Origin of the sequence: Roseburia porci (genome assembly GCF_009695765.1) — a bacterium.
In the GTDB taxonomy this organism is placed as follows: Bacteria; Bacillota; Clostridia; order Lachnospirales; family Lachnospiraceae; genus Roseburia; species Roseburia porci.
In genome coordinates, this window is sequence record NZ_VUNI01000008.1 from 75336 (window position 1) to 93229 (window position 17894).

General features: G+C 41.0%; 16 protein-coding genes. 14 read left to right on the forward strand and 2 right to left on the reverse strand.

From position 1 onward, the window contains the following. Positions 1-101: 101 nt before the first annotated feature. The 4 genes from FYJ75_RS06515 (at position 102) to FYJ75_RS06530 (ending at position 3385) form a co-directional block, all read left to right on the forward strand. Positions 102-458, forward strand: coding sequence for a hypothetical protein (locus FYJ75_RS06515; protein ID WP_154429660.1), 357 nt, complete (start codon positions 102-104; stop codon positions 456-458). A gap of 396 nt (positions 459-854) precedes the next feature. Next, the gene (locus FYJ75_RS06520) at positions 855-1286 is read left to right on the forward strand and encodes a potassium channel family protein (protein WP_154429661.1); all 432 of its coding nucleotides are present in this window, start codon (positions 855-857) and stop codon (positions 1284-1286) included. Continuing rightward, positions 1273-1965 (forward strand): potassium channel family protein, encoded by a 693-nt coding sequence (locus FYJ75_RS06525; protein ID WP_154429662.1) that lies wholly within the window; start codon positions 1273-1275, stop codon positions 1963-1965. Before FYJ75_RS06520 ends, FYJ75_RS06525 begins: the two co-directional genes overlap by 14 nt. 55 nt (positions 1966-2020) lie before the next feature. Next, positions 2021-3385 carry a TrkH family potassium uptake protein gene (locus FYJ75_RS06530; RefSeq protein ID WP_235907026.1) on the forward strand — a complete coding sequence of 455 codons (1365 nt, stop codon included), beginning with the start codon at positions 2021-2023 and terminating at the stop codon, positions 3383-3385. Here the strand turns inward: FYJ75_RS06530 and FYJ75_RS06535 are convergent. Beyond that, positions 3374-5704 (reverse strand): tetratricopeptide repeat protein, encoded by a 2331-nt coding sequence (locus tag FYJ75_RS06535; RefSeq protein WP_154429664.1) that lies wholly within the window; start codon positions 5702-5704, stop codon positions 3374-3376. The two genes, FYJ75_RS06530 and FYJ75_RS06535, sit on opposite strands and share 12 nt — an antisense overlap. Before the next feature lie 532 nt (positions 5705-6236). On the opposite strand from FYJ75_RS06535, the gene FYJ75_RS14300 reads away from it, so the two are divergent. Together FYJ75_RS14300 and FYJ75_RS06540 are read left to right on the forward strand one after the other, a co-directional pair. Then, positions 6237-6380 carry a hypothetical protein gene (locus tag FYJ75_RS14300; protein WP_195838957.1) on the forward strand — a complete coding sequence of 48 codons (144 nt, stop codon included), beginning with the start codon at positions 6237-6239 and terminating at the stop codon, positions 6378-6380. A gap of 141 nt (positions 6381-6521) precedes the next feature. After that, positions 6522-8213 carry a recombinase family protein gene (locus FYJ75_RS06540; protein ID WP_154429665.1) on the forward strand — a complete coding sequence of 564 codons (1692 nt, stop codon included), beginning with the start codon at positions 6522-6524 and terminating at the stop codon, positions 8211-8213. A 150-nt stretch (positions 8214-8363) separates the two neighbouring features. Here the strand turns inward: FYJ75_RS06540 and FYJ75_RS06545 are convergent, their stop codons facing one another. Then, positions 8364-8900, reverse strand: coding sequence for a nitroreductase family protein (locus FYJ75_RS06545; RefSeq protein WP_154429666.1), 537 nt, complete (start codon positions 8898-8900; stop codon positions 8364-8366). A 98-nt stretch (positions 8901-8998) separates the two neighbouring features. Here FYJ75_RS06545 and rsmH point away from each other — a divergent pair, with 98 nt between their 5' ends. The 8 genes from rsmH (at position 8999) to FYJ75_RS06585 (ending at position 17876) form a co-directional block, all read left to right on the forward strand. Continuing rightward, positions 8999-10057, forward strand: a complete 1059-nt coding sequence (rsmH, locus tag FYJ75_RS06550) for a 16S rRNA (cytosine(1402)-N(4))-methyltransferase RsmH (protein ID WP_154429667.1) — start codon at positions 8999-9001, stop codon at positions 10055-10057. A gap of 313 nt (positions 10058-10370) precedes the next feature. Beyond that, the gene (locus FYJ75_RS06555; protein WP_154429668.1) at positions 10371-10961 is read left to right on the forward strand and encodes a tyrosine-type recombinase/integrase; all 591 of its coding nucleotides are present in this window, start codon (positions 10371-10373) and stop codon (positions 10959-10961) included. Positions 10962-11117: 156 nt separating this feature from the next. Next, positions 11118-11435: a carbon storage regulator gene (locus FYJ75_RS06560; protein WP_154429669.1), complete on the forward strand. Its 318-nt coding sequence runs from the start codon at positions 11118-11120 to the stop codon at positions 11433-11435. A 91-nt stretch (positions 11436-11526) separates the two neighbouring features. Further along, positions 11527-12837 (forward strand): flagellin N-terminal helical domain-containing protein, encoded by a 1311-nt coding sequence (locus FYJ75_RS06565; RefSeq protein ID WP_154429670.1) that lies wholly within the window; start codon positions 11527-11529, stop codon positions 12835-12837. Positions 12838-13307: 470 nt separating this feature from the next. After that, positions 13308-14999 carry a S8 family peptidase gene (locus FYJ75_RS06570; protein WP_154429671.1) on the forward strand — a complete coding sequence of 564 codons (1692 nt, stop codon included), beginning with the start codon at positions 13308-13310 and terminating at the stop codon, positions 14997-14999. 71 nt (positions 15000-15070) lie between these two features. Beyond that, positions 15071-16192 carry a DUF2974 domain-containing protein gene (locus FYJ75_RS06575; RefSeq protein WP_154429672.1) on the forward strand — a complete coding sequence of 374 codons (1122 nt, stop codon included), beginning with the start codon at positions 15071-15073 and terminating at the stop codon, positions 16190-16192. 29 nt (positions 16193-16221) lie between these two features. Beyond that, positions 16222-16932: a C39 family peptidase gene (locus tag FYJ75_RS06580; protein ID WP_154429673.1), complete on the forward strand. Its 711-nt coding sequence runs from the start codon at positions 16222-16224 to the stop codon at positions 16930-16932. Between the two features lie 17 nt (positions 16933-16949). Continuing rightward, positions 16950-17876: an XdhC/CoxI family protein gene (locus FYJ75_RS06585; protein ID WP_154429674.1), complete on the forward strand. Its 927-nt coding sequence runs from the start codon at positions 16950-16952 to the stop codon at positions 17874-17876. Positions 17877-17894 lie beyond the last annotated feature (18 nt).

Here is a 17894-nt window from a genome sequence, read left to right on the forward strand (position 1 = left end):
GTTATCATTCTTACAGAATTCTCACAAGGCATAAGGCAATTCCCACACTATTCTGACAAGGAACAAATTATAATACAGGTAGAGCAAAGGAGGAATGTGACATGAGTAATACATTGGAAGAAAGATGTAGGAAATTGATTTTACAAAGAAAATTTGAACAATGTCAAAAAGAAATAGGAACTGCTATGGCAGAAAATCCTCATTGGGCAATTCCGCATAATTTGATGGGAATTTTAATGGAGAAGGAATCAAACCATATACTTGCCATGAAGCATTTTCGTGCTGCTTATGCACTGGATCCTACTTATGTTCCTGCACGGTATAACATGGAACAGTATGGGCAGATATATCCAACAGGAAAATGTGCCTTTACGGAAGAGGATTGTCCGGTTAAAAATGATCAGCAGTTTGAATTAGTCTATGATGAGCATCATGTTGGTCATTTTGTACGAAAGTAAAGATATAATTCAATAGTTTAAAAGTTCTTAACATAGGAAAGTGCCTTCTTAATACACGTTTAAATTTGTAACAGATATTCAAAAAGCAAAGTGGAACTATCTTTTTGAAAAAGGAGGTCATAGAAAATGTATACATATTCAGATTGGTTATTGTATGGAAAAGTGGGAATATATTAAATGGATACGTCAGTGAGTTGTTCACTGCCCGACTTTATTTCTTTGAGAATATCGTAAGATATATTTCTCACAGCTTTCTTGCATGAATCACACTTTTTCACAACATTCTCACATAGACAAAGAATTCTCACAACATTCACACACCGATGCGATGATTCCCACACCATTCTGACAGAAGAAAAATTATAATACAGACAGAGATTAAAGGAGGATAAGCCTATGGAAAAAAGCTATACAATTATTGCAGGTTGTGGGCGTTTAGGAGCAAGCATTGCAGGTAAGCTATCGGAGCAAAAAAAAGATGTTATGATTATTGACCGTGACAAGACATCTTTTCGTAAATTACCTATATCTTTTGGAGGATTGACGCTGGCTGCAAGTGTAACAGATTTGGAAAGATTGAAAGCGGCAGAAATAGATAAGGCAACAGTATTTATTGCAGTGACAGATGATGACTGCACAAATATTTGTGCAGCACAGATTGCAAAAAAGGTATTTCATATAGAAAAAGTGGTAACACGAATTTATGACGAAGAAAAAATATCTCTTGTAGCGGGAATGGGAATTGATACTATTTGTCCGACCAGGTTATCTGAGAAAGAAATTGCTGATTATATTCAGATAGGAGGACGGGATTATGTGGGGAAATAAAAAGAAAAAAAAGAGTATTTTGATAGTAGGTGGATTTGATGAAGCAAGATCACTTGCTAATTCGCTCCTCGAAAAAGATTATCGTGTAACTGTAGTCAATAAAAATTATGAGGATTGTGAAAAACTTGCAGAACTTAATAAGCTGAATGTGATATATGGAGATGGAAGTAAAAAATTCATATTGGAGGATGCTGATGCAGCATCCTGTCAGGTGGCGATTGCTTTAACCGGAAGCGATGAAACAAATTTGATCATCTGTGAAATGTGTAAGGAATTTTTTCATGTGGAAAAGACGGTTTCCATGTTAAATGATCCGTCAAAAACAGATTTTTTTTACCAGATGGGAATTGACCGGGTGGTATGTGCATTAAACATGATTACCAATATTATGGAAGAAAATGCTCTTATGGATGAAATGATGAAAATGATTCCGCTTGAGGAGGGAAGACTTCACATTGCAGAGACGGCAATCTTACATAATTCTACACTAATAGGGAAGAAGCTATGGGAACTAAATCTTCCGAAAGAGATTATTATCGGCTGTATTTTAAGAGGTGATCAGAGTTTAATTCCAAGAGGAGATACAAGTGTAAAAGAAGGAGATGTATTGCTCATGATTACCTCAGACAAGAATAAACTTAACGAAATAAAGGAGTTGACAAAAGTTGATTACTCATGAAAAGACTTCAATTGCAAGCAATTCGATTGCCGGTAAGATGATGGTACTGGAAGGTATGATATTACTTGTTCCGCTTATCGTGATTCTATTCTATCCTAGAGAAGCCAAGTTGTCTGTTATTTTTTTGATACCCGCATGTTTGTCTGTTATGGCAGGTTTGTTTGTATGTCGTTATGGGAAACAGATTAGTAATAGCAGTCGTCTTGTTGTATTTTCATGGTTTTATGGAATTCTTCTGGCTGCAGTTCCGTTTCTTATGTATGGAGATGTTACACCTGTGCAGGCTCTGTTTGAATCGGTCAGTGGCTTTACTACAACCGGGCTTTCTGTGCTTGATGTAGAAAAACTTCCGCATATATTCTTGTTTTACAGGGCATTTTTGCAATATGTAGGTGGTCTTGGGTTTATTATGACAATGCTTCTTTTCGTGCAGGAAAAGGATTCTGCGGTATTGTATCAGGCAGAAGGGCATCCAGACAGATTGATGCCGGATATCGGTAAGACAGCAAAGGTAATTGGTACTATGTATGGCTTCTTTCTGTTGATTGGCACCGCATTTTATACCATATTTGGAATGCCTTTTTTTGATAGTGTTGTACATACTATGTGTGCATTATCTACAGGTGGATTTTCTAATAGAATGGACAGTATTGGATACTATAACTCGTTGCCAATTGAATGTATTACTGTCATTTTGATGTTAATTGGTACAACAAATTTTTCATTGCTTCTTCTGCTGTTTAAGGGTAGAATCAGGGATTTTTGCAAGTCAAGTGAAATGCGTTTTTTAGGAGGGCTTATTTTAATTACTATCCCTATTCTATCGGGATTTTTAGTGGCAGGAGGAAAAACGATAGGAGAAGGACTGCGTCTCTCGATATTCAATGCATTTTCTGCATTGTCGACAACCGGGTATGCAACCTGCAGTTATAGTGGCTGGTCAGAGAGTGCTCTTGCAGTCATGATTCTTCTTATGATAATTGGTGGAGGATTAGGATCTACTGCGGGTGGAATTAAACTGGCACGTGTGTGTATTTTAATGAAGAATCTTGTTCGGAATGTGCGAAAAAAGATGGTGCCGGATAGAACTGTCCTACTTACCTATTATCACAAGGGAACAGAAAAGGAATTGTTAGAGAATGAACAGATAGAGGAGGCATCAACTTATGCAGGATGTTATATATTGATTTATATATTGGGTACAGTGCTTTTAACCTTTTTCTCTGGGTGTACTTTGGTCCAGGGCGCATTTGAATTTGCATCCTCTCTTGGAACCGTAGGGCTTTCTATCGGAGTAACTAATTTCAATACTTCGACAATATGTCTTTTAATTGAAATTGTAGGAATGGTTTTAGGAAGGCTTGAAATATTTGTAATTTTTAAGGCGTTTTTAGTAAAACAAAGGATATCAGATACTTAAATATTTATTCCTATATTCCAACGCCAGTTCCGGTTTCTTCCATCTTGTATAAAGATTATGAAGATACCGATACACAGATTTCATATAATCATTGTCACATCCCATAGTATCATCAATAATGGATTCGGCAGAAAGAAGGCGGGTTTCGGCTTCCTTCGCATTGCCATCAGACAGTGCAATGACACCATGCATAAGCTCACAAATACCATAATCAAAGGAGTGTGAGCCTTCATGTTCAAGGATAAGAGCCTCATAAGTTGACAGTACCTGCAATGCCAGTTCATTTTCCTTGGAGAGAACGAGCATATTGGAAAGGTTCAGCATCTGCTGGAGCATATCGTGGGATTCAATAAGTCCAAGATGTGCATATTCCCGGCGGATGTTTATGGCAGTTTTTAAGGCATTGGCAGTTTCCTTTGGATTCTTCATCATCAGATACACATTGGAAAGATTATTATACAGATTAGAGAGCAGACTTGCAGTACGCAGGTCTGCTTTATCAGTATGCAGGGTTTCCATTATGGAGATGGCTTTCTGTCTTTTCTTTAAGGCATTGGCATATTCTTTCTTCATATAGAATAATTCTGCCTTGTAGTCTAAGAGCAATGCTCTGTCGCAGAGGGTTACATTTTCAGTAGAATAGTTTATCTGTTTCATAGCATATTCCATTCGTGCCACCAGCTTTGGCAAGTACTCTGTCACAAGATATTTCTCCAGGTATGGGAACATATCCTGTAAGAAGAGAAGAAAAACGGCAGGCTCATCCATGATAATGTGTTCTGAAACACTGATCAGGGAATCAATCACATTGTGAGGCTTTCTTACCTCCAGTCCATGTACGAGACAGATAAGATGAAGACTGTCTATGAGTGTGCGGCAGGTTGATACAGCAGGTGCCGTCTCAAGCAGTACGACTTCCTGTATCAGAGGATGCAGACTGATGGTACGGTTTTCAGAATCGTCATTGATAAAACCATATTTCATTAAGTAATTTACATCATTAAGGTCTGTTAGTTTTAGCCAGTTTTTAAAAGATGCTTTCAGCACACCGGATAATGGGAGCAATGAAAGGTTACGCAGAATGTCCAATCGGGAGTTGGACAATTTACCAAGTTGTAACAGCTTACGCAGGTGTTCTGTCATAAGTCCATCCGTATAATCTCCGTCCTTGTATAATTCCACATCTTCCCCGGAGGACAGATTAAGCCCGCAGGTCTGTAATTCATAGAGCAGTTCATCTGCTTCCATACCGCTTGCAGAAAGGGAGAGTGCCGCAAGTATCACGGTCAGTGTATGCCAGTGTAGCGTGTCAATGATTTTTGATACAGTGTATGCATCATTTTTTGCAGAAGGGCAGTGCTTAAGGAAAAGTTTTGTCAATTCAGTATCTTTATCCAGTTCTGTTAATGTGAGAACAGGATAGTTTTTTAGATGGCATCTGGTGGTGATGAGTAGCTTAAAACGGTTCTGTGCAAATTCTTTGAACAGTGGTTCATCCTTTGGAAGTACATTGAAGTTATCCAGTATGATAAGGCTGTCACCACGCAGTTTCTTTAACCTGGTATAATGCTTTTCAAAGAGGACATTTTCAGAAAAATCATCTGTGTCATCGGTAAAGTCCATCTGTATGATGTTCTGTCTCAGGCTGCCGGAGTAGTACATATAGATGATATTGGTATATTTTTTCTGGTTCTTTCTGGCATAGCATTTTGTAAATTCACTTTTACCAATTCCTGCAACTCCATTTATAAATACAACGTTGTTATCCTGTAAAAGCTTTGCACATTCCTTTAATTCCTCTTTTCTTCCGGTAAATTCCTTTGTAACAGAAGGAAGCAGGCAGTTCAATAAGTCATCTGATAAGTCAGGTGAGAACTGCCCACTGTGTTCATGGTCGGAGAGTATTGCATATCGTACGACCTGTGTGAAAAATGCAGCATTATCTTTCATGGCATTAAGCTCTGCTACTTTGTTACTTCCGATGACAGGTATACTGTCACATACCAGTTCTTCCATCTGGGTGCGTGCGAGGGATTCGTTGATAAGATTTGGGATAATTTCGTCTCGGAAACCATCTTCCATCACATCAAAGTTCTTATCATCTTCATAAGTACGCAGTATCTCCATGGGTATCGGTCTGGCACCGGTGCACCAGCGGCTGTACATGGTATTATCTTCTGAATATATCGTATCGTCGGCATTTCTGCTTCCGAGATATACGGAAAACAGGTCGAAGATAAGCTGGTGCTGCGGGTATGTTTTCTTTTTATTCTCAATCAGAATGTTTATCACATTCGCAAAGGTAAGTCTGTTCTTCAAATATATTCCTCATTTCATCTATCAATCTATGATTGATTTCATTTTTATCTCAATTTTGATATTTTTTGGCAACTGATGGTCAAGTTGCCGTCAATATTTTTCTATGCTTTTCGTTGGTATCATTATCCCATGAAATCGGAACCGGGTAAAGCCAAATGAATGGAAAACCGGTTACGATGATTATAACACGAAACAAACAAATGTTCTACAAGAACTTTGAAGGTGGAGGCAGTATTGCACCTTGAAAATTGAATGAACTTTATCTCATGTCAACAGAGCCGGCAAGGTTATTTTTTATAAGAAAAACAGAGCGGGCGAAGACACTTCCGTCAAGGGTGGGAAAGGAACTCGAGCAGGAGTAGCCCACAGGTCATGATGAATATCAGGGGACTAAAGGTCAGTTGTGAGACTGACAGCATGGGATATGTAGAAAGTCAGAATAACTTTATCTTGCCAATAATTCGGAGATTATCACAGCAGTTATGTGGAAAGAAGGTGATAAGTCAAATATTATAGAAAGGGGTGTTTACACATGGTGAAAGAGTTGGAGTTAGCAAAGAAACTTGCGGTACTCGGCTGGATTTTCCGTAAGGGATTGATCACAGAAGATGAGTACAACAGAACGAAAATTCATATTATGGGAGAATATGGTGTAATCAGTTTTATGACTGCATGACCATACATTCGTTAACATTTTATTTTTGATATAGAGTATAAGCAGTAGCAGTAATACATGTTGCTGCTACTGTTTCGGAACGTTGTTCAGGAAAACATCAAATTATAGAGTCAGATTGATTTTGGGAAAGGAGATTTTTGCATGGAAGAAAAGCAGGTAGAAGTAATAAAGAAAAGTGAAGGTCCTGTTATCAGAGACCGGAGACTTATGGGAAAGCCGCTTACCATTACAAGAAAAAGAGTGGCGGCATATGTGCGAGTCAGCACCAATGGCGAGGAACAGTTACAGAGTTTCAAATCCCAGAAGAAATATTATCAGGACAAGATATCTGCAAATAAGGAATGGGTGCTTGTGGGCATATATGCCGATGAGGGAATTACAGGAACAAAGACAAATAAGAGGGACGAGTTTTTACGCATGATTGATGACTGTATGAATGATCTGATTGATATTGTGATTACGAAGTCAGTATCAAGATTTTCAAGAAATCTTGTAGATACACTTTCCTATACAAGAATGCTGAAGGCAAAGGGTGTAACGGTTATTTTCGAAAAAGAAAACATCGACACATCTACGATGGAAAGTGAAATGCAGTTATCACTTATATCGGCACTTGCACAGAATGAAGTGGAATCCTTATCACAGAATGTTTCTATGGGGGTTCAGATGAAAATGTCCAGAGGAGAACTGATGGGATTTAACGGTTGTTTGGGGTATGATTATCATCCGGAAGATAAAAGTATTACCGTCAATGAAAAGGAAGCTGAAATAGTCCGTATGATTTTTGATTTGTATGTGCAGGGTTATGGTGCATACACGATTGCAAAGGAGCTTACAAGGCTTGGAAAAGTTAACAAAAAAGGCGAGGTCAAGTGGACGGACAGTGGTGTCAGAGGCATAATTAAGAATGAGAAGTATAAAGGTGATTTACTTATGGGAAAGACTTATACGGTTGATCCTATTTCTAAGAGGCGGTTGGATAATCGTGGAGAATCTAACAAGTATTATACTAGAAATCACCATGAAGCAATCATTTCTGAAGAGATATGGAATAAGGCACAGGAAATCCGTGAAAGCCGGTATCATACGAATGAAAATGTTTCTGATGTGGCAAGAACCAAGTATGCCAGAAAGTATGCATTCAGCAGTATGTGTCAGTGTGGCTTCTGCGGTACGAATCTCACAAGGCGTTCCCATCATCAGGATACACAACATAAAAAGCCTGTATGGAAATGTAGGACAGCAGCCAATAAAGGAATTGCAAACTGTCCGAACAGCAAGGCGATAGATGAGGTCATCATAGAGAATGCGTTTCTAGAGATGTTTCAGTTGTTATCAGAGAATTTTGATGATGTGCTTGAAACAGTGCTTACATCATTGGAAGCTTCTGTTTCAAAAGATGAAAGCACAGAGAAGTTAAAGCGTGTGGAAAAGGAAATTTCAACTCTTGAGAAGAAGAGAAAGAAATTGACTGACATGTATCTCGATGATAAAATTACAAAGGAAGCTTATGACGATAAGTACATGGAACTAAAACGTAAGTTAGAAAAGTGCGAGGAAGAAAGGCAGTTGTTCGCAGAGAATGCATTATCGCAGAAGAACATTTCAGGCAGAATGAAAGCAATCAGGACAAAGCTCAAAAATGCTAATATTCTTGATGAATTTGACAGAGTGGTATTTGAGAGTATTGTGGAAAAGGTGATTGTTGGAGAAATTGCAGAGGACGGCACCATTGATCCGTACAAGCTCACGTTTGTTTTAAAGGGCATGGATGAGAGAGCCGTGCCGGATGCAAAGCTCAGGTACAGAAATCTTCATAAGCAGGAAATATAAATCAACAAGGAGGAGTTTAAAATGAGCGATAAACACGATTTGTTGAATGATAATGATATGTGTTCTTTTTCGGGACACGAGGTAGAGGATATGTGTTTCAATAGTGGTGACGACGCATGCAGAAACAATCTGTACATTGCACAAGACGAATTAGTAGAATTTGAGAATATCATCCGGCTGTTTGCGTTTTGGTTTCGCAGGATGATCCTTTCCGTAACCGACAGCGATAACAGCCACGATGATCTCAGTTTCAGGGATCTGAAGCATAGTGCGGATCTTGTCTGCGTCACGGATTCCCATTACCAGTGTATCCAGGCCAAGTTCGGCTGCTTTTAAAAGAAAGTTTTCATTGTGGAGTCCGAGATCATAATATCCCCAACCGTTTCCACCTTCATTGTCTGGTGTTCCACTCCGGTCAAATCCCGAACGGTTTGCAACAAAGGTCGTAACGACAAGTGCGGCACCGGCGGAGCTGTTTGCGTTGAATTCCGGCAGACATTCTTTGCGGAACTGTTCTTTTAAGGTGTCGTCCAGAACACAGTAGTATCTTGCGGTCTGGGAGTTCTTCCAGGATGGAGCCTGGATTCCGGCTTCCACGAGTTCTTTGATCTGCTCTTTGGAAACCGTTTTCTGTTCGTCATAAGATCTGACGCTTCTTCTGGTTTCGAATACAGTTTGTAATTCCATATGTAATACCTCCGTATAAATGGTTAGAATAAACTAACAATATAGTATACAATCATATGGAAAATGTCAATTATACATATCAGGAAAAGGAGAACAATATGGAAAAGGAAACACAGACACCACACAAACGTCGTGTCCGTTATAAAGGAAAATATCCAAAAAAATTTGAAGAAAAATATAAAGAACTACAGCCCGAAAAGTATAAAGATACCATTGAGCATGTAATCAGCAAAGGAAATACACCGGCTGGCATGCATATTTCAATCATGGTCAACGAAATTCTGGATTTTCTTGATATCCAGCCGGGACAGATCGGTTTTGACGCTACGCTTGGCTATGGAGGACATACCAAGGCGATGCTTGAAAAACTTCAGGGAAATGGGTACATTTATGCGACAGATGTAGATCCGGTAGAATCACAGAAGACGAAAAAGCGTCTGGAAGACCAGGGGTATGGAGAGGATATTTTAAGCATTCGTCTGCAGAATTTCTGCACGATCGATGAGATTGCAAAAGAGACCGGTGGATTTGATTTTATTCTGGCGGATCTGGGCGTGTCTTCAATGCAGATCGATAATCCCAAGCGTGGTTTTTCTTTTAAAGTGGATGGGCCTCTTGATCTCAGACTGAATCAGGAAAAGGGAATCAGTGCGGCAGAGAGACTGGATACGATATCAAGGGAAGAACTTGCTGGAATGCTTTATGAGAATTCGGATGAACCCTATTGTGAAGAGCTTGCGAAGGCGATCACGGATGAGATGCGGAAAGGAAACCGGATCGATACGACAACAAAGCTGCGGGAAGTCATTGAAAAAACACTTGATTTTCTTCCAGAGAAAGAGAAGAAGGATACTATCAAAAAGACCTGCCAGAGGACGTTTCAGGCGCTTCGGATTGATGTCAACCGTGAATTTGAAGTGCTGTATGAGTTTATGGAGAAGCTTCCGAATGCACTCAGACCAGGTGGAAGAGTGGCAATTCTGACATTCCATTCCGGAGAGGACAAGCTGGTGAAACAGGCATTAAAAGCCGGATATAAAGCCGGAATTTATTCCGATTATGCCAGGGATGTGATCCGACCGACAGCGCAGGAGTGTGCACAGAACGGAAGAGCACGTTCCACCAAAATGCGCTGGGCGGTTCGCTCTAAGATGTAGTGTGGATCAGGGGAATGCAGATAGCATATAGCATCAGAGTTGTGCTGCATGCAGGAAGTAATAAGTTATATAGAAGAATCAGAAAACAATGAAGCAGAGGTAACACAATGTATATTGTGTTACCTCTGCTTCATTTTATATATCGGCTGTGTGATGAAATACTTAACCCTTTGTTTTAAAAATTTTTATTTCAAAAAATATGGGGAAATAAGAATAACATGGGTTGAAAATTCTGGAATTTAGGGAAAACATTTAAAATGTAACCAAAAAGTATGACAATTTGCCAGAAATTCATTATTTTAAGGAGAAAAAAATGAATACTTCACAGCCAATCAGAACAAAACAGGAACTGGAACAATTTATGAATTATTATAAGAAAGTGCAGCCCCATCCAAGAAACCGGCTGCTCATTGTCATGGGCTTAAATACGGCACTTCGTATATCAGATCTTTTATCACTACGCTGGCGGGATGTGTATGATCCGGGAAGCGGGATATGGAAAGATCATATTTTACTGATCGAAGCCAAAACAGGGAAAGCCTCCAGCATCTATATGAATGAGCATATCAAAAATGCGCTTTCTACGTATAAAAAAGAGTGCGCTGCCAAGACAGATCAGCCACTCACCGGACAGGAATATCTGTTTCCAGGAAAAACAAAGAAACCAATCTCACGGGTGCAGGCATACCGCATTATACGAAAAGCGGCAGAGGCCTGTAATCTTAAGGGCGTGATCAGCCCACATTCTTTAAGAAAAACCTTTGGCTACCATGCATGGAAGCAGGGAACATCTCCGGTACTTCTGATGGATATCTACCATCACTCATCTTACCGAATTACCAAACGATATTTAGGAATTGAACAGGACGACAGAGACGAGGTATTTCGCAATGTGTGTCTGTAGTCACCTTTATTGTCCGGGGGAAGGAACAAAACCCATATGAAAAGCAGAGGTAACACAATATACATTATGTTACCTGCACATAAATATGACGGCTGGCAATTAAAGCTAGTATACACAGTATTTATGGAAAAATACATCGAAAACAGGGAGGTTCTTATGCTGAAATTGTCATTAAAACCGGGAGAATATATCGATATCGGTGAGGACATCCGCATTATATTTTCCGGAGGATCGTCAAACAATATTCATCTGCTTGTCGATGCACCGCGTGAGTACAATATCGCAAGAAGCAGCGCAACCGGTACAAAAGATAAAACGCACTATTATCGCGAGAAAGGAATTTCTGAGGAAGCACAAAAGCAGATTGCAGGAATCTTGAGACGAGAGAAGCAGGCTGCCTCCGGGGAGGCGGAGCACCCACGCACAGATGCGCCTGGAAAAAAGCGCATTTATACCGTAGACAACAGACGGTAATAATATCCGGTTAACCTAGGGACTGGATTTTATTATACAAAAGGGAACGGATTCCCAAAACAATATTTTTTATCACATGGAGGTAAATAAAATGGTAGTACAACACAATATGCAGGCAATGAATGCCAACAGAATGTTAGGAGTAACAACAAGCGCACAGGCAAAATCCACAGAGAAGTTATCTTCCGGATACAGAATTAACCGTGCAGCAGACGATGCAGCAGGATTATCAATTTCCGAAAAAATGAGAAAACAGATCCGTGGTCTGTCACAGGCATCTGATAATGCACAGGATGGCATTTCCTGCGTACAGACAGCCGAAGGTGCTTTAACTGAAGTACATTCCATGTTACAGCGTATGAATGAACTGGCTGTAAAAGCTGGAAACGGAACAATGTCTGAGGATGACCGTCAGAATGTTCAGGATGAGATCGATCAGCTTACCACTGAGATTGATCGTGTTTCTGAGACGACCAAGTTCAATGAGACTTATCTGTTAAAAGGTGATGATACATCAAATGGTAATAAGAGAACTTTTAAAGCTGGAGCTGTGCTTGGAACTGTTGATGGACTTACGGTAAAAGCAAAGGCTGCAACAGCTGCTGAATTGAAGGATAATGCTGATGTTACATTAGGTACTGTTGGAATGCAATCAAGTGATAAGACAAAATTTTCGATTGCGAATGCTGCTCTAGCAGCTAAAGTTGTTGGGGTCACAACAGATGGAACAAATACAACGGTTACATTGGCTGATGGAACTGTAGATACAAAAGCAAAGGCTGATATTGAGACTGCATATGGAATTAAAACAGAAAATGCAGCACAAGCTGGAGACAGTGCAACTATTTCAAAAACTTTAACTCAGGAAACAACTAATGCAGATATTTCTGGTACATATACAGGAAATCTGGATAATATGACTGTAGGTGCTACAGTAACAGCAAAACTTGCAATTAGTGCAACAGGCACATCATCATTAAGCAATAACACGAAAGCATTAATCTTAAGCTTCCAGGTTGGAGCTGAGACATCCAAAGAGAATAAGATTGATGTTACAATGGAGAGCATGAGTGCAAAAGGAATTGGTATAAGCGGTGTAAAAGTTACAGGTAAGGATTCTACCAACGCAGACTCTGCTGTAAACACAATTTCTGACGCAATTAAGAAGGTTTCTTCCCAGCGTTCTGCCCTCGGTGCTGTTCAGAATAGACTTGAGCACACAATCAGCAACTTGGATAACGTTGTTGAGAACACAACCTCTGCTGAGTCTCGTATCCGTGATACCGATATGGCAGAAGAGATGGTCAACTACAGCAAGAATAACATTCTTGCACAGGCTGGACAGTCTATGCTTGCACAGGCTAATCAGTCTACTCAGGGTGTACTTTCTCTGTTACAGTAAAAATAATTATGAAATTGTCAAAAGGAGTCTTCGGACTCCTTTTTGGCATATTTAGGTGTTTTCTCCGTAATAGCGAATTTTCTCTCCGCTACGCCTAATTTTATGACCGTAATGTATAGGAAATCTGGCATTTTCTCCGTAAATCGCCATTTCCTGGTGATTACACCGCCATTTTTTTACTATTTGACGGTGTAATTTAGAATTTTCTTTTCGCTACGGAGAATCTGTTGTTTTCCAAGATGAAATCCGTAAAGGATGCGGTGTAATGTCGATTTTTTGTTGTTTACGGAGAATGTCCGATGAAACTGAAAATTTCTGAATCAACTTTCGCTTCATACTTGGAAAATGACTGAAATCCACTTCTGACATAATCTTACGAACGCCAGGATTCCGATTTACGCCCTGGCATGAATAACAACTGTATACGCTGCATAAGATGAGTTAAACGGCAGATATGATGGGTAGGCAGTATGACATGCAATGAGATCATACAATCAAATGAATATATGGATCTTCTGGTTGCAATGGATGAGATGGAGAAACCGAACATCTTACCAGACTGTACGCAGAGGATCAGCGAAAAATACGAGATCTGGTACTATTACCGAGGAGGGGTTCCACAGCTTTCCGTAATGGATTTTACATTTTCTGCGATTCCAAAGTGCTTTGGACTGCTTGACAGTGGTGCACTTGAGAGCAGTGGGATTCTTCGAGTACAAAATCAGCCGGCACTTGCCCTGAAAGGAAACGGGGTTATTGTCGGCTTTTTGGATACCGGAATCGATTATACACACCCGGCATTCCGTAAGTCAGATGGTTCGACTCGTATTCTTTCCATATGGGATCAGACACAGCTGGCGGGGGATACGCCAGCTGGTTTTGATTATGGGGCACAGTACGATGAGGAGCAGATCAATGAAGCACTTCGTTCGGACGATCCATCTGTGATCGTGCCGGAGACGGACACAAATGGACATGGAACTTATCTTGCGGGTATCGCGTGTGGCAGCGCAGATCCAGTATCCGATTTTACAGGAGCAGCACCGCTTTCTGATATTCTGGTTGTGAAACTGAAGGAAGCAAAACAGTATCTGAAGGATTTTTATTTTATTCCGCAGAATGCCACTGCTTTTCAGGAAAACGATATAATGGCAGCAGTCTCGTGGATGAATGCATATGCAAATGCAAGAAATCAGCCGCTTGTGATCTGTATTGGAATCGGTACCAATAATGGGAGTCATTCGGGAACCAGTGTGTTATCTGATTATCTGAATGAAGTTGGGGCATTCCGAAAACGGGCGATCGTAGTTGCAACCGGGAATGAGGCCAATGCAAGACATCATTATCTGGGAAGGGCATTGGAAGTGAACCAGCCAAAGGTTGTAGAAATCAATGTGGAAGAGGACATGAAAGGTTTTTATGTGGAAATGTGGGCGTATGCACCGGAGATCCTTGCGGTAGCACTTCGTTCTCCGACGGGTGAACTGGTGCCAAAGATCATTCCAAGAAGCAGCGGACATCAGGACTATGATTTTGTATTGGAAAATACACAGATCAGCATCGATTATCGCATCGTTGGCAGAAATCGTGCCGATCAGCTGATTTATATCCAGTTTAAAAATGCGGCAAAAGGAATATGGCAGATTAATGTTTATCCGGAGAATGTTGTGACCGGATCGTTTCATATGTGGCTTCCAATGAGTGGAATGTTAGAGCATGATGTGTTCTTTTTAGAACCAAATCCGGACACAACGCTTACGATTCCGTCTTCGGCAAGGATTCCAATCAGCGTAGGTGGATACGATCACAGAAGCGGAGGGATTTTTATTGATTCCGGAAGAGGATTTACCGCAGATGGACTTGTAAAACCGGATTTTACGGCACCGGCTGTTCGAGTACAGGGGGCAGGACTAAGGAACAATTATGTGGAAAATTCGGGAACGAGCATTGCGGCTGCAATTACAGCGGGCGCCTGCGCACAGGTGATGGAATGGGGCGTTGTACGAGGCAAAGAACCATCTATGAATTCGGTAGAACTGAAAAATATGCTGATACGCGGATGTACAAAAAATCAGGATCTTAATTATCCAAACACTATATGGGGATATGGAAAGCTGAATCTGTACCGGTCTTTTGAAAATATCGTAGGTCTTGGAGGTTAAGAAACCATTTTGCAGGATGCATTTTACGATACTTTCGATTATAATAAAAAATAGAAAGGTCGGTGAGAAGTATGGCAAATATGATGGACTATCTGGAGTGGCGCGGAGATCTGGATTTTCATAAGGCTCCGTTTAATGAAGTGGATAACCTGATTCTGACGCAGATCATTTATCTGGATCTGGAGGGAGTAGTTCCGGGAATCGACCGGGATTCGAAGGTTACGGTTGCAGAAGCCGGACAGCGGTATTTTCATAAATATCCGATAGAGATCGTGAATGCCATGCCACGACTGAAGAAAAGTGCATCGTTTCTTTTGAAGGCGATGATGGAATCCGAGCGATTTAAAAACTGCTATCTTTCCAAGTATGTTGAGGATATCAGTGTGGAAGAGGAATCCCAGTTTTCTGCTGTGAAGATTGACCTGGATGATGGAAGTGTGTTCCTTTCGTTCAGTGGAACAGATAATACGGTGGTCGGCTGGAAAGAAAACTTCAATATGAGTTATCTGACGGAGACTCCGGGACAGCAGAAGGCAGTAAGATATGTGCAGGAGACGGTTCCTTTTTACAAAAACAAACTGAGATTCGGGGGGCATTCCAAAGGTGGCAATCTGGCAGTTTATGCAGCGATGTGTGCAAAACGTTCGATACAGAACCGGCTGATTGCAGTTTATAATAATGACGGGCCGGGATTTACACGTAAAATGATATGCGAGGATGGGTATCAGGCGGTCATGAACCGGATTCATACGATTCTGCCACAGTCATCTGTGGTTGGAATGCTTTTGGAACATGAGGAGGATATGGAGATCATTCAGAGCTCCAATACCGGACTGATGCAGCATGACGCGTTTTCATGGGAAGTAAAAGGTCCTGCTTTTGTACATATGGATGATCTGGAAGAGGATAGTATATATCTGGATCGCACATTAAAGAGCTGGATCGGGGGACTGAACGATGAGCAGAGACACCAGTTTGTGGAAGCTTTGTTTGGAATCCTTGAGAATGCCCAGATCACAGATCTGGATCAGCTTGGAAAGATTAAATTCGGACAGCTGTTAGAACTCTGGAAAGCGATGGAAGGGCTTGAACCGGAGAGCAAGGCGGCATTGAAAGATACACTTCTTAAACTGTTTGAGGCAGCGGTCCGGATGAGGATACAGAAGAAAGTACAGACGGAATTGGACGAATAAATTAGCGGAAAGGGGCAGCAGAGGCAGCTATGCGTAAACAACTGCTGATCTTACTGGCTTCGGTTCTGGTGCTGCTTTTTGTGCTGAAAGCAGGTGGAATGCTTCCTGAGATCCATATAAAAAGGGAAGCAGCAGTGAAAGAGACAGACGAATCGATGCCGTTGATCAATAATGCACAAATTAATACGACACCGATACTTCAGATGCCGGAACTTCCGACAGGATGTGAGAGTGTTGCACTCACTATGGCATTAAACAGCTATGGATTTGATCTGGATAAGACGGCAATCGCAAGTGACTGGCTGATTCATAATGATGAGAATTATGTACTGGGATATGCCGGAGATCCGTTTTCGGAAAATGGTGCAGGTATTTTTCCCCCTGGACTTTGTGATACTGCAAACGATTTTTTGAAAAGCAAAGGATACCCGCATAAAGCGTATGATGTCACAGGAATGGAGATAGAAGATCTGCTTGAATATATTGCAGATGGAATTCCGGTTGTCGTGTGGACAACGATTGATTATTCGGATCCAAAGTATTCGGACTCGGAGATCAGTTACAATGGAAGGACTTACCGCTGGTATTCGAATGAGCATTGTGTGATGCTTGGCGGGTTTGATCAGGGAGCTTCGAGTGTTACGATTTACGATCCAATGCAGGGAAAAACGACAGTGGATATGGAGGTATTCCGTGACAATTATAATAAAATTGGAAAATATGCATTGATCATTGTGTGAAAAAGGAATGTACGAATATGAGAATAGATGAGATACAGAAAATATATAACCGGCTCAGGCAGAATCAGGAGGCAGACTGGGTGATACAAACGGACGAGAAGACCGTTATCCGGCGGTTTATTCCACATCAGAGACTGATTCTTTTAGGAGGAGGACATATTGCAGGTGCGTTATGTCATTTTGCAGCCAGGCTGGATTTTGATGTGACGGTTGTAGATGACAGACCGGATTTTGCCAATGCACAGAGATTCCCGGATGCATCACGGATCGTTTGCGATGGATTTGTTTCTGCAATCCGGAAACTTGAAATCTCTGAATATGATTATGTGGCGATACTGACGAGAGGACACCGCTGGGACAAAGAATGCCTTTTGCAGTTATCAAAAGGAATCCGTCCTTATTATATCGGCCAGGTAGGTTCAAGAAGAAGAGTGCAGGAACTGTTTCGGCTGCTCAGGGAGGAGGAAGGAGTTTCTCCAGCCTTTTTAGAACAGGTTTGTACCCCGATCGGCCTGGATATCGGCGCGCAGACACCACAGGAGATCGCAGTGGCAATTCTTGCAGAACTGATCCAGAAGCGAAACAGAAGATCAAAAGAAGAGCAGTTTCTTGTGCAGACTAATTATGAGGAAGCAATTTTTCAGGATCTGCTTTCTGTAACAGACCACGCAGAACTTGGAAAACGTGTGATCGCGGTGATTGTTGATACAAAGGGATCCGTCCCTGCCAGAACAGGATCCGTTATGTGCTGTAATCTTCTGGGAAGAACTGCGGGAACTGTAGGCGGAGGTTGCGGAGAAAATGCGGTACTTACGGAAGCCAGGGAAGTGTTACAAAGTGGAAAACCGAAGCTGGTATCTGTGGATATGACTGGAGATATTTCAGAAGATGATGGCATGGTGTGCGGTGGATCCATGAAAGTATGGTTGGAACCGGTGATATAATTTGCTATAGAAATATGA

Coding starts and splice junctions, on each gene's coding strand:
- FYJ75_RS06520 (WP_154429661.1), top strand. CDS start 855: ATGGAAAAAAGCTATACAATTATTGCAGGTTGTGGGCGTTTAGGAGCA.
- FYJ75_RS06525 (WP_154429662.1), top strand. CDS start 1,273: ATGTGGGGAAATAAAAAGAAAAAAAAGAGTATTTTGATAGTAGGTGGA.
- FYJ75_RS06560 (WP_154429669.1), top strand. CDS start 11,118: ATGCTGAAATTGTCATTAAAACCGGGAGAATATATCGATATCGGTGAG.
- FYJ75_RS06540 (WP_154429665.1), top strand. CDS start 6,522: ATGGAAGAAAAGCAGGTAGAAGTAATAAAGAAAAGTGAAGGTCCTGTT.
- FYJ75_RS06555 (WP_154429668.1), top strand. CDS start 10,371: ATGAATACTTCACAGCCAATCAGAACAAAACAGGAACTGGAACAATTT.
- FYJ75_RS06585 (WP_154429674.1), top strand. CDS start 16,950: ATGAGAATAGATGAGATACAGAAAATATATAACCGGCTCAGGCAGAAT.
- FYJ75_RS06545 (WP_154429666.1), bottom strand. CDS start 8,900: ATGGAATTACAAACTGTATTCGAAACCAGAAGAAGCGTCAGATCTTAT.
- FYJ75_RS06575 (WP_154429672.1), top strand. CDS start 15,071: ATGGCAAATATGATGGACTATCTGGAGTGGCGCGGAGATCTGGATTTT.
- FYJ75_RS06515 (WP_154429660.1), top strand. CDS start 102: ATGAGTAATACATTGGAAGAAAGATGTAGGAAATTGATTTTACAAAGA.
- rsmH (WP_154429667.1), top strand. CDS start 8,999: ATGGAAAAGGAAACACAGACACCACACAAACGTCGTGTCCGTTATAAA.
- FYJ75_RS06565 (WP_154429670.1), top strand. CDS start 11,527: ATGGTAGTACAACACAATATGCAGGCAATGAATGCCAACAGAATGTTA.
- FYJ75_RS06530 (WP_235907026.1), top strand. CDS start 2,021: ATGATATTACTTGTTCCGCTTATCGTGATTCTATTCTATCCTAGAGAA.
- FYJ75_RS06580 (WP_154429673.1), top strand. CDS start 16,222: ATGCGTAAACAACTGCTGATCTTACTGGCTTCGGTTCTGGTGCTGCTT.
- FYJ75_RS14300 (WP_195838957.1), top strand. CDS start 6,237: ATGGTGAAAGAGTTGGAGTTAGCAAAGAAACTTGCGGTACTCGGCTGG.
- FYJ75_RS06570 (WP_154429671.1), top strand. CDS start 13,308: ATGACATGCAATGAGATCATACAATCAAATGAATATATGGATCTTCTG.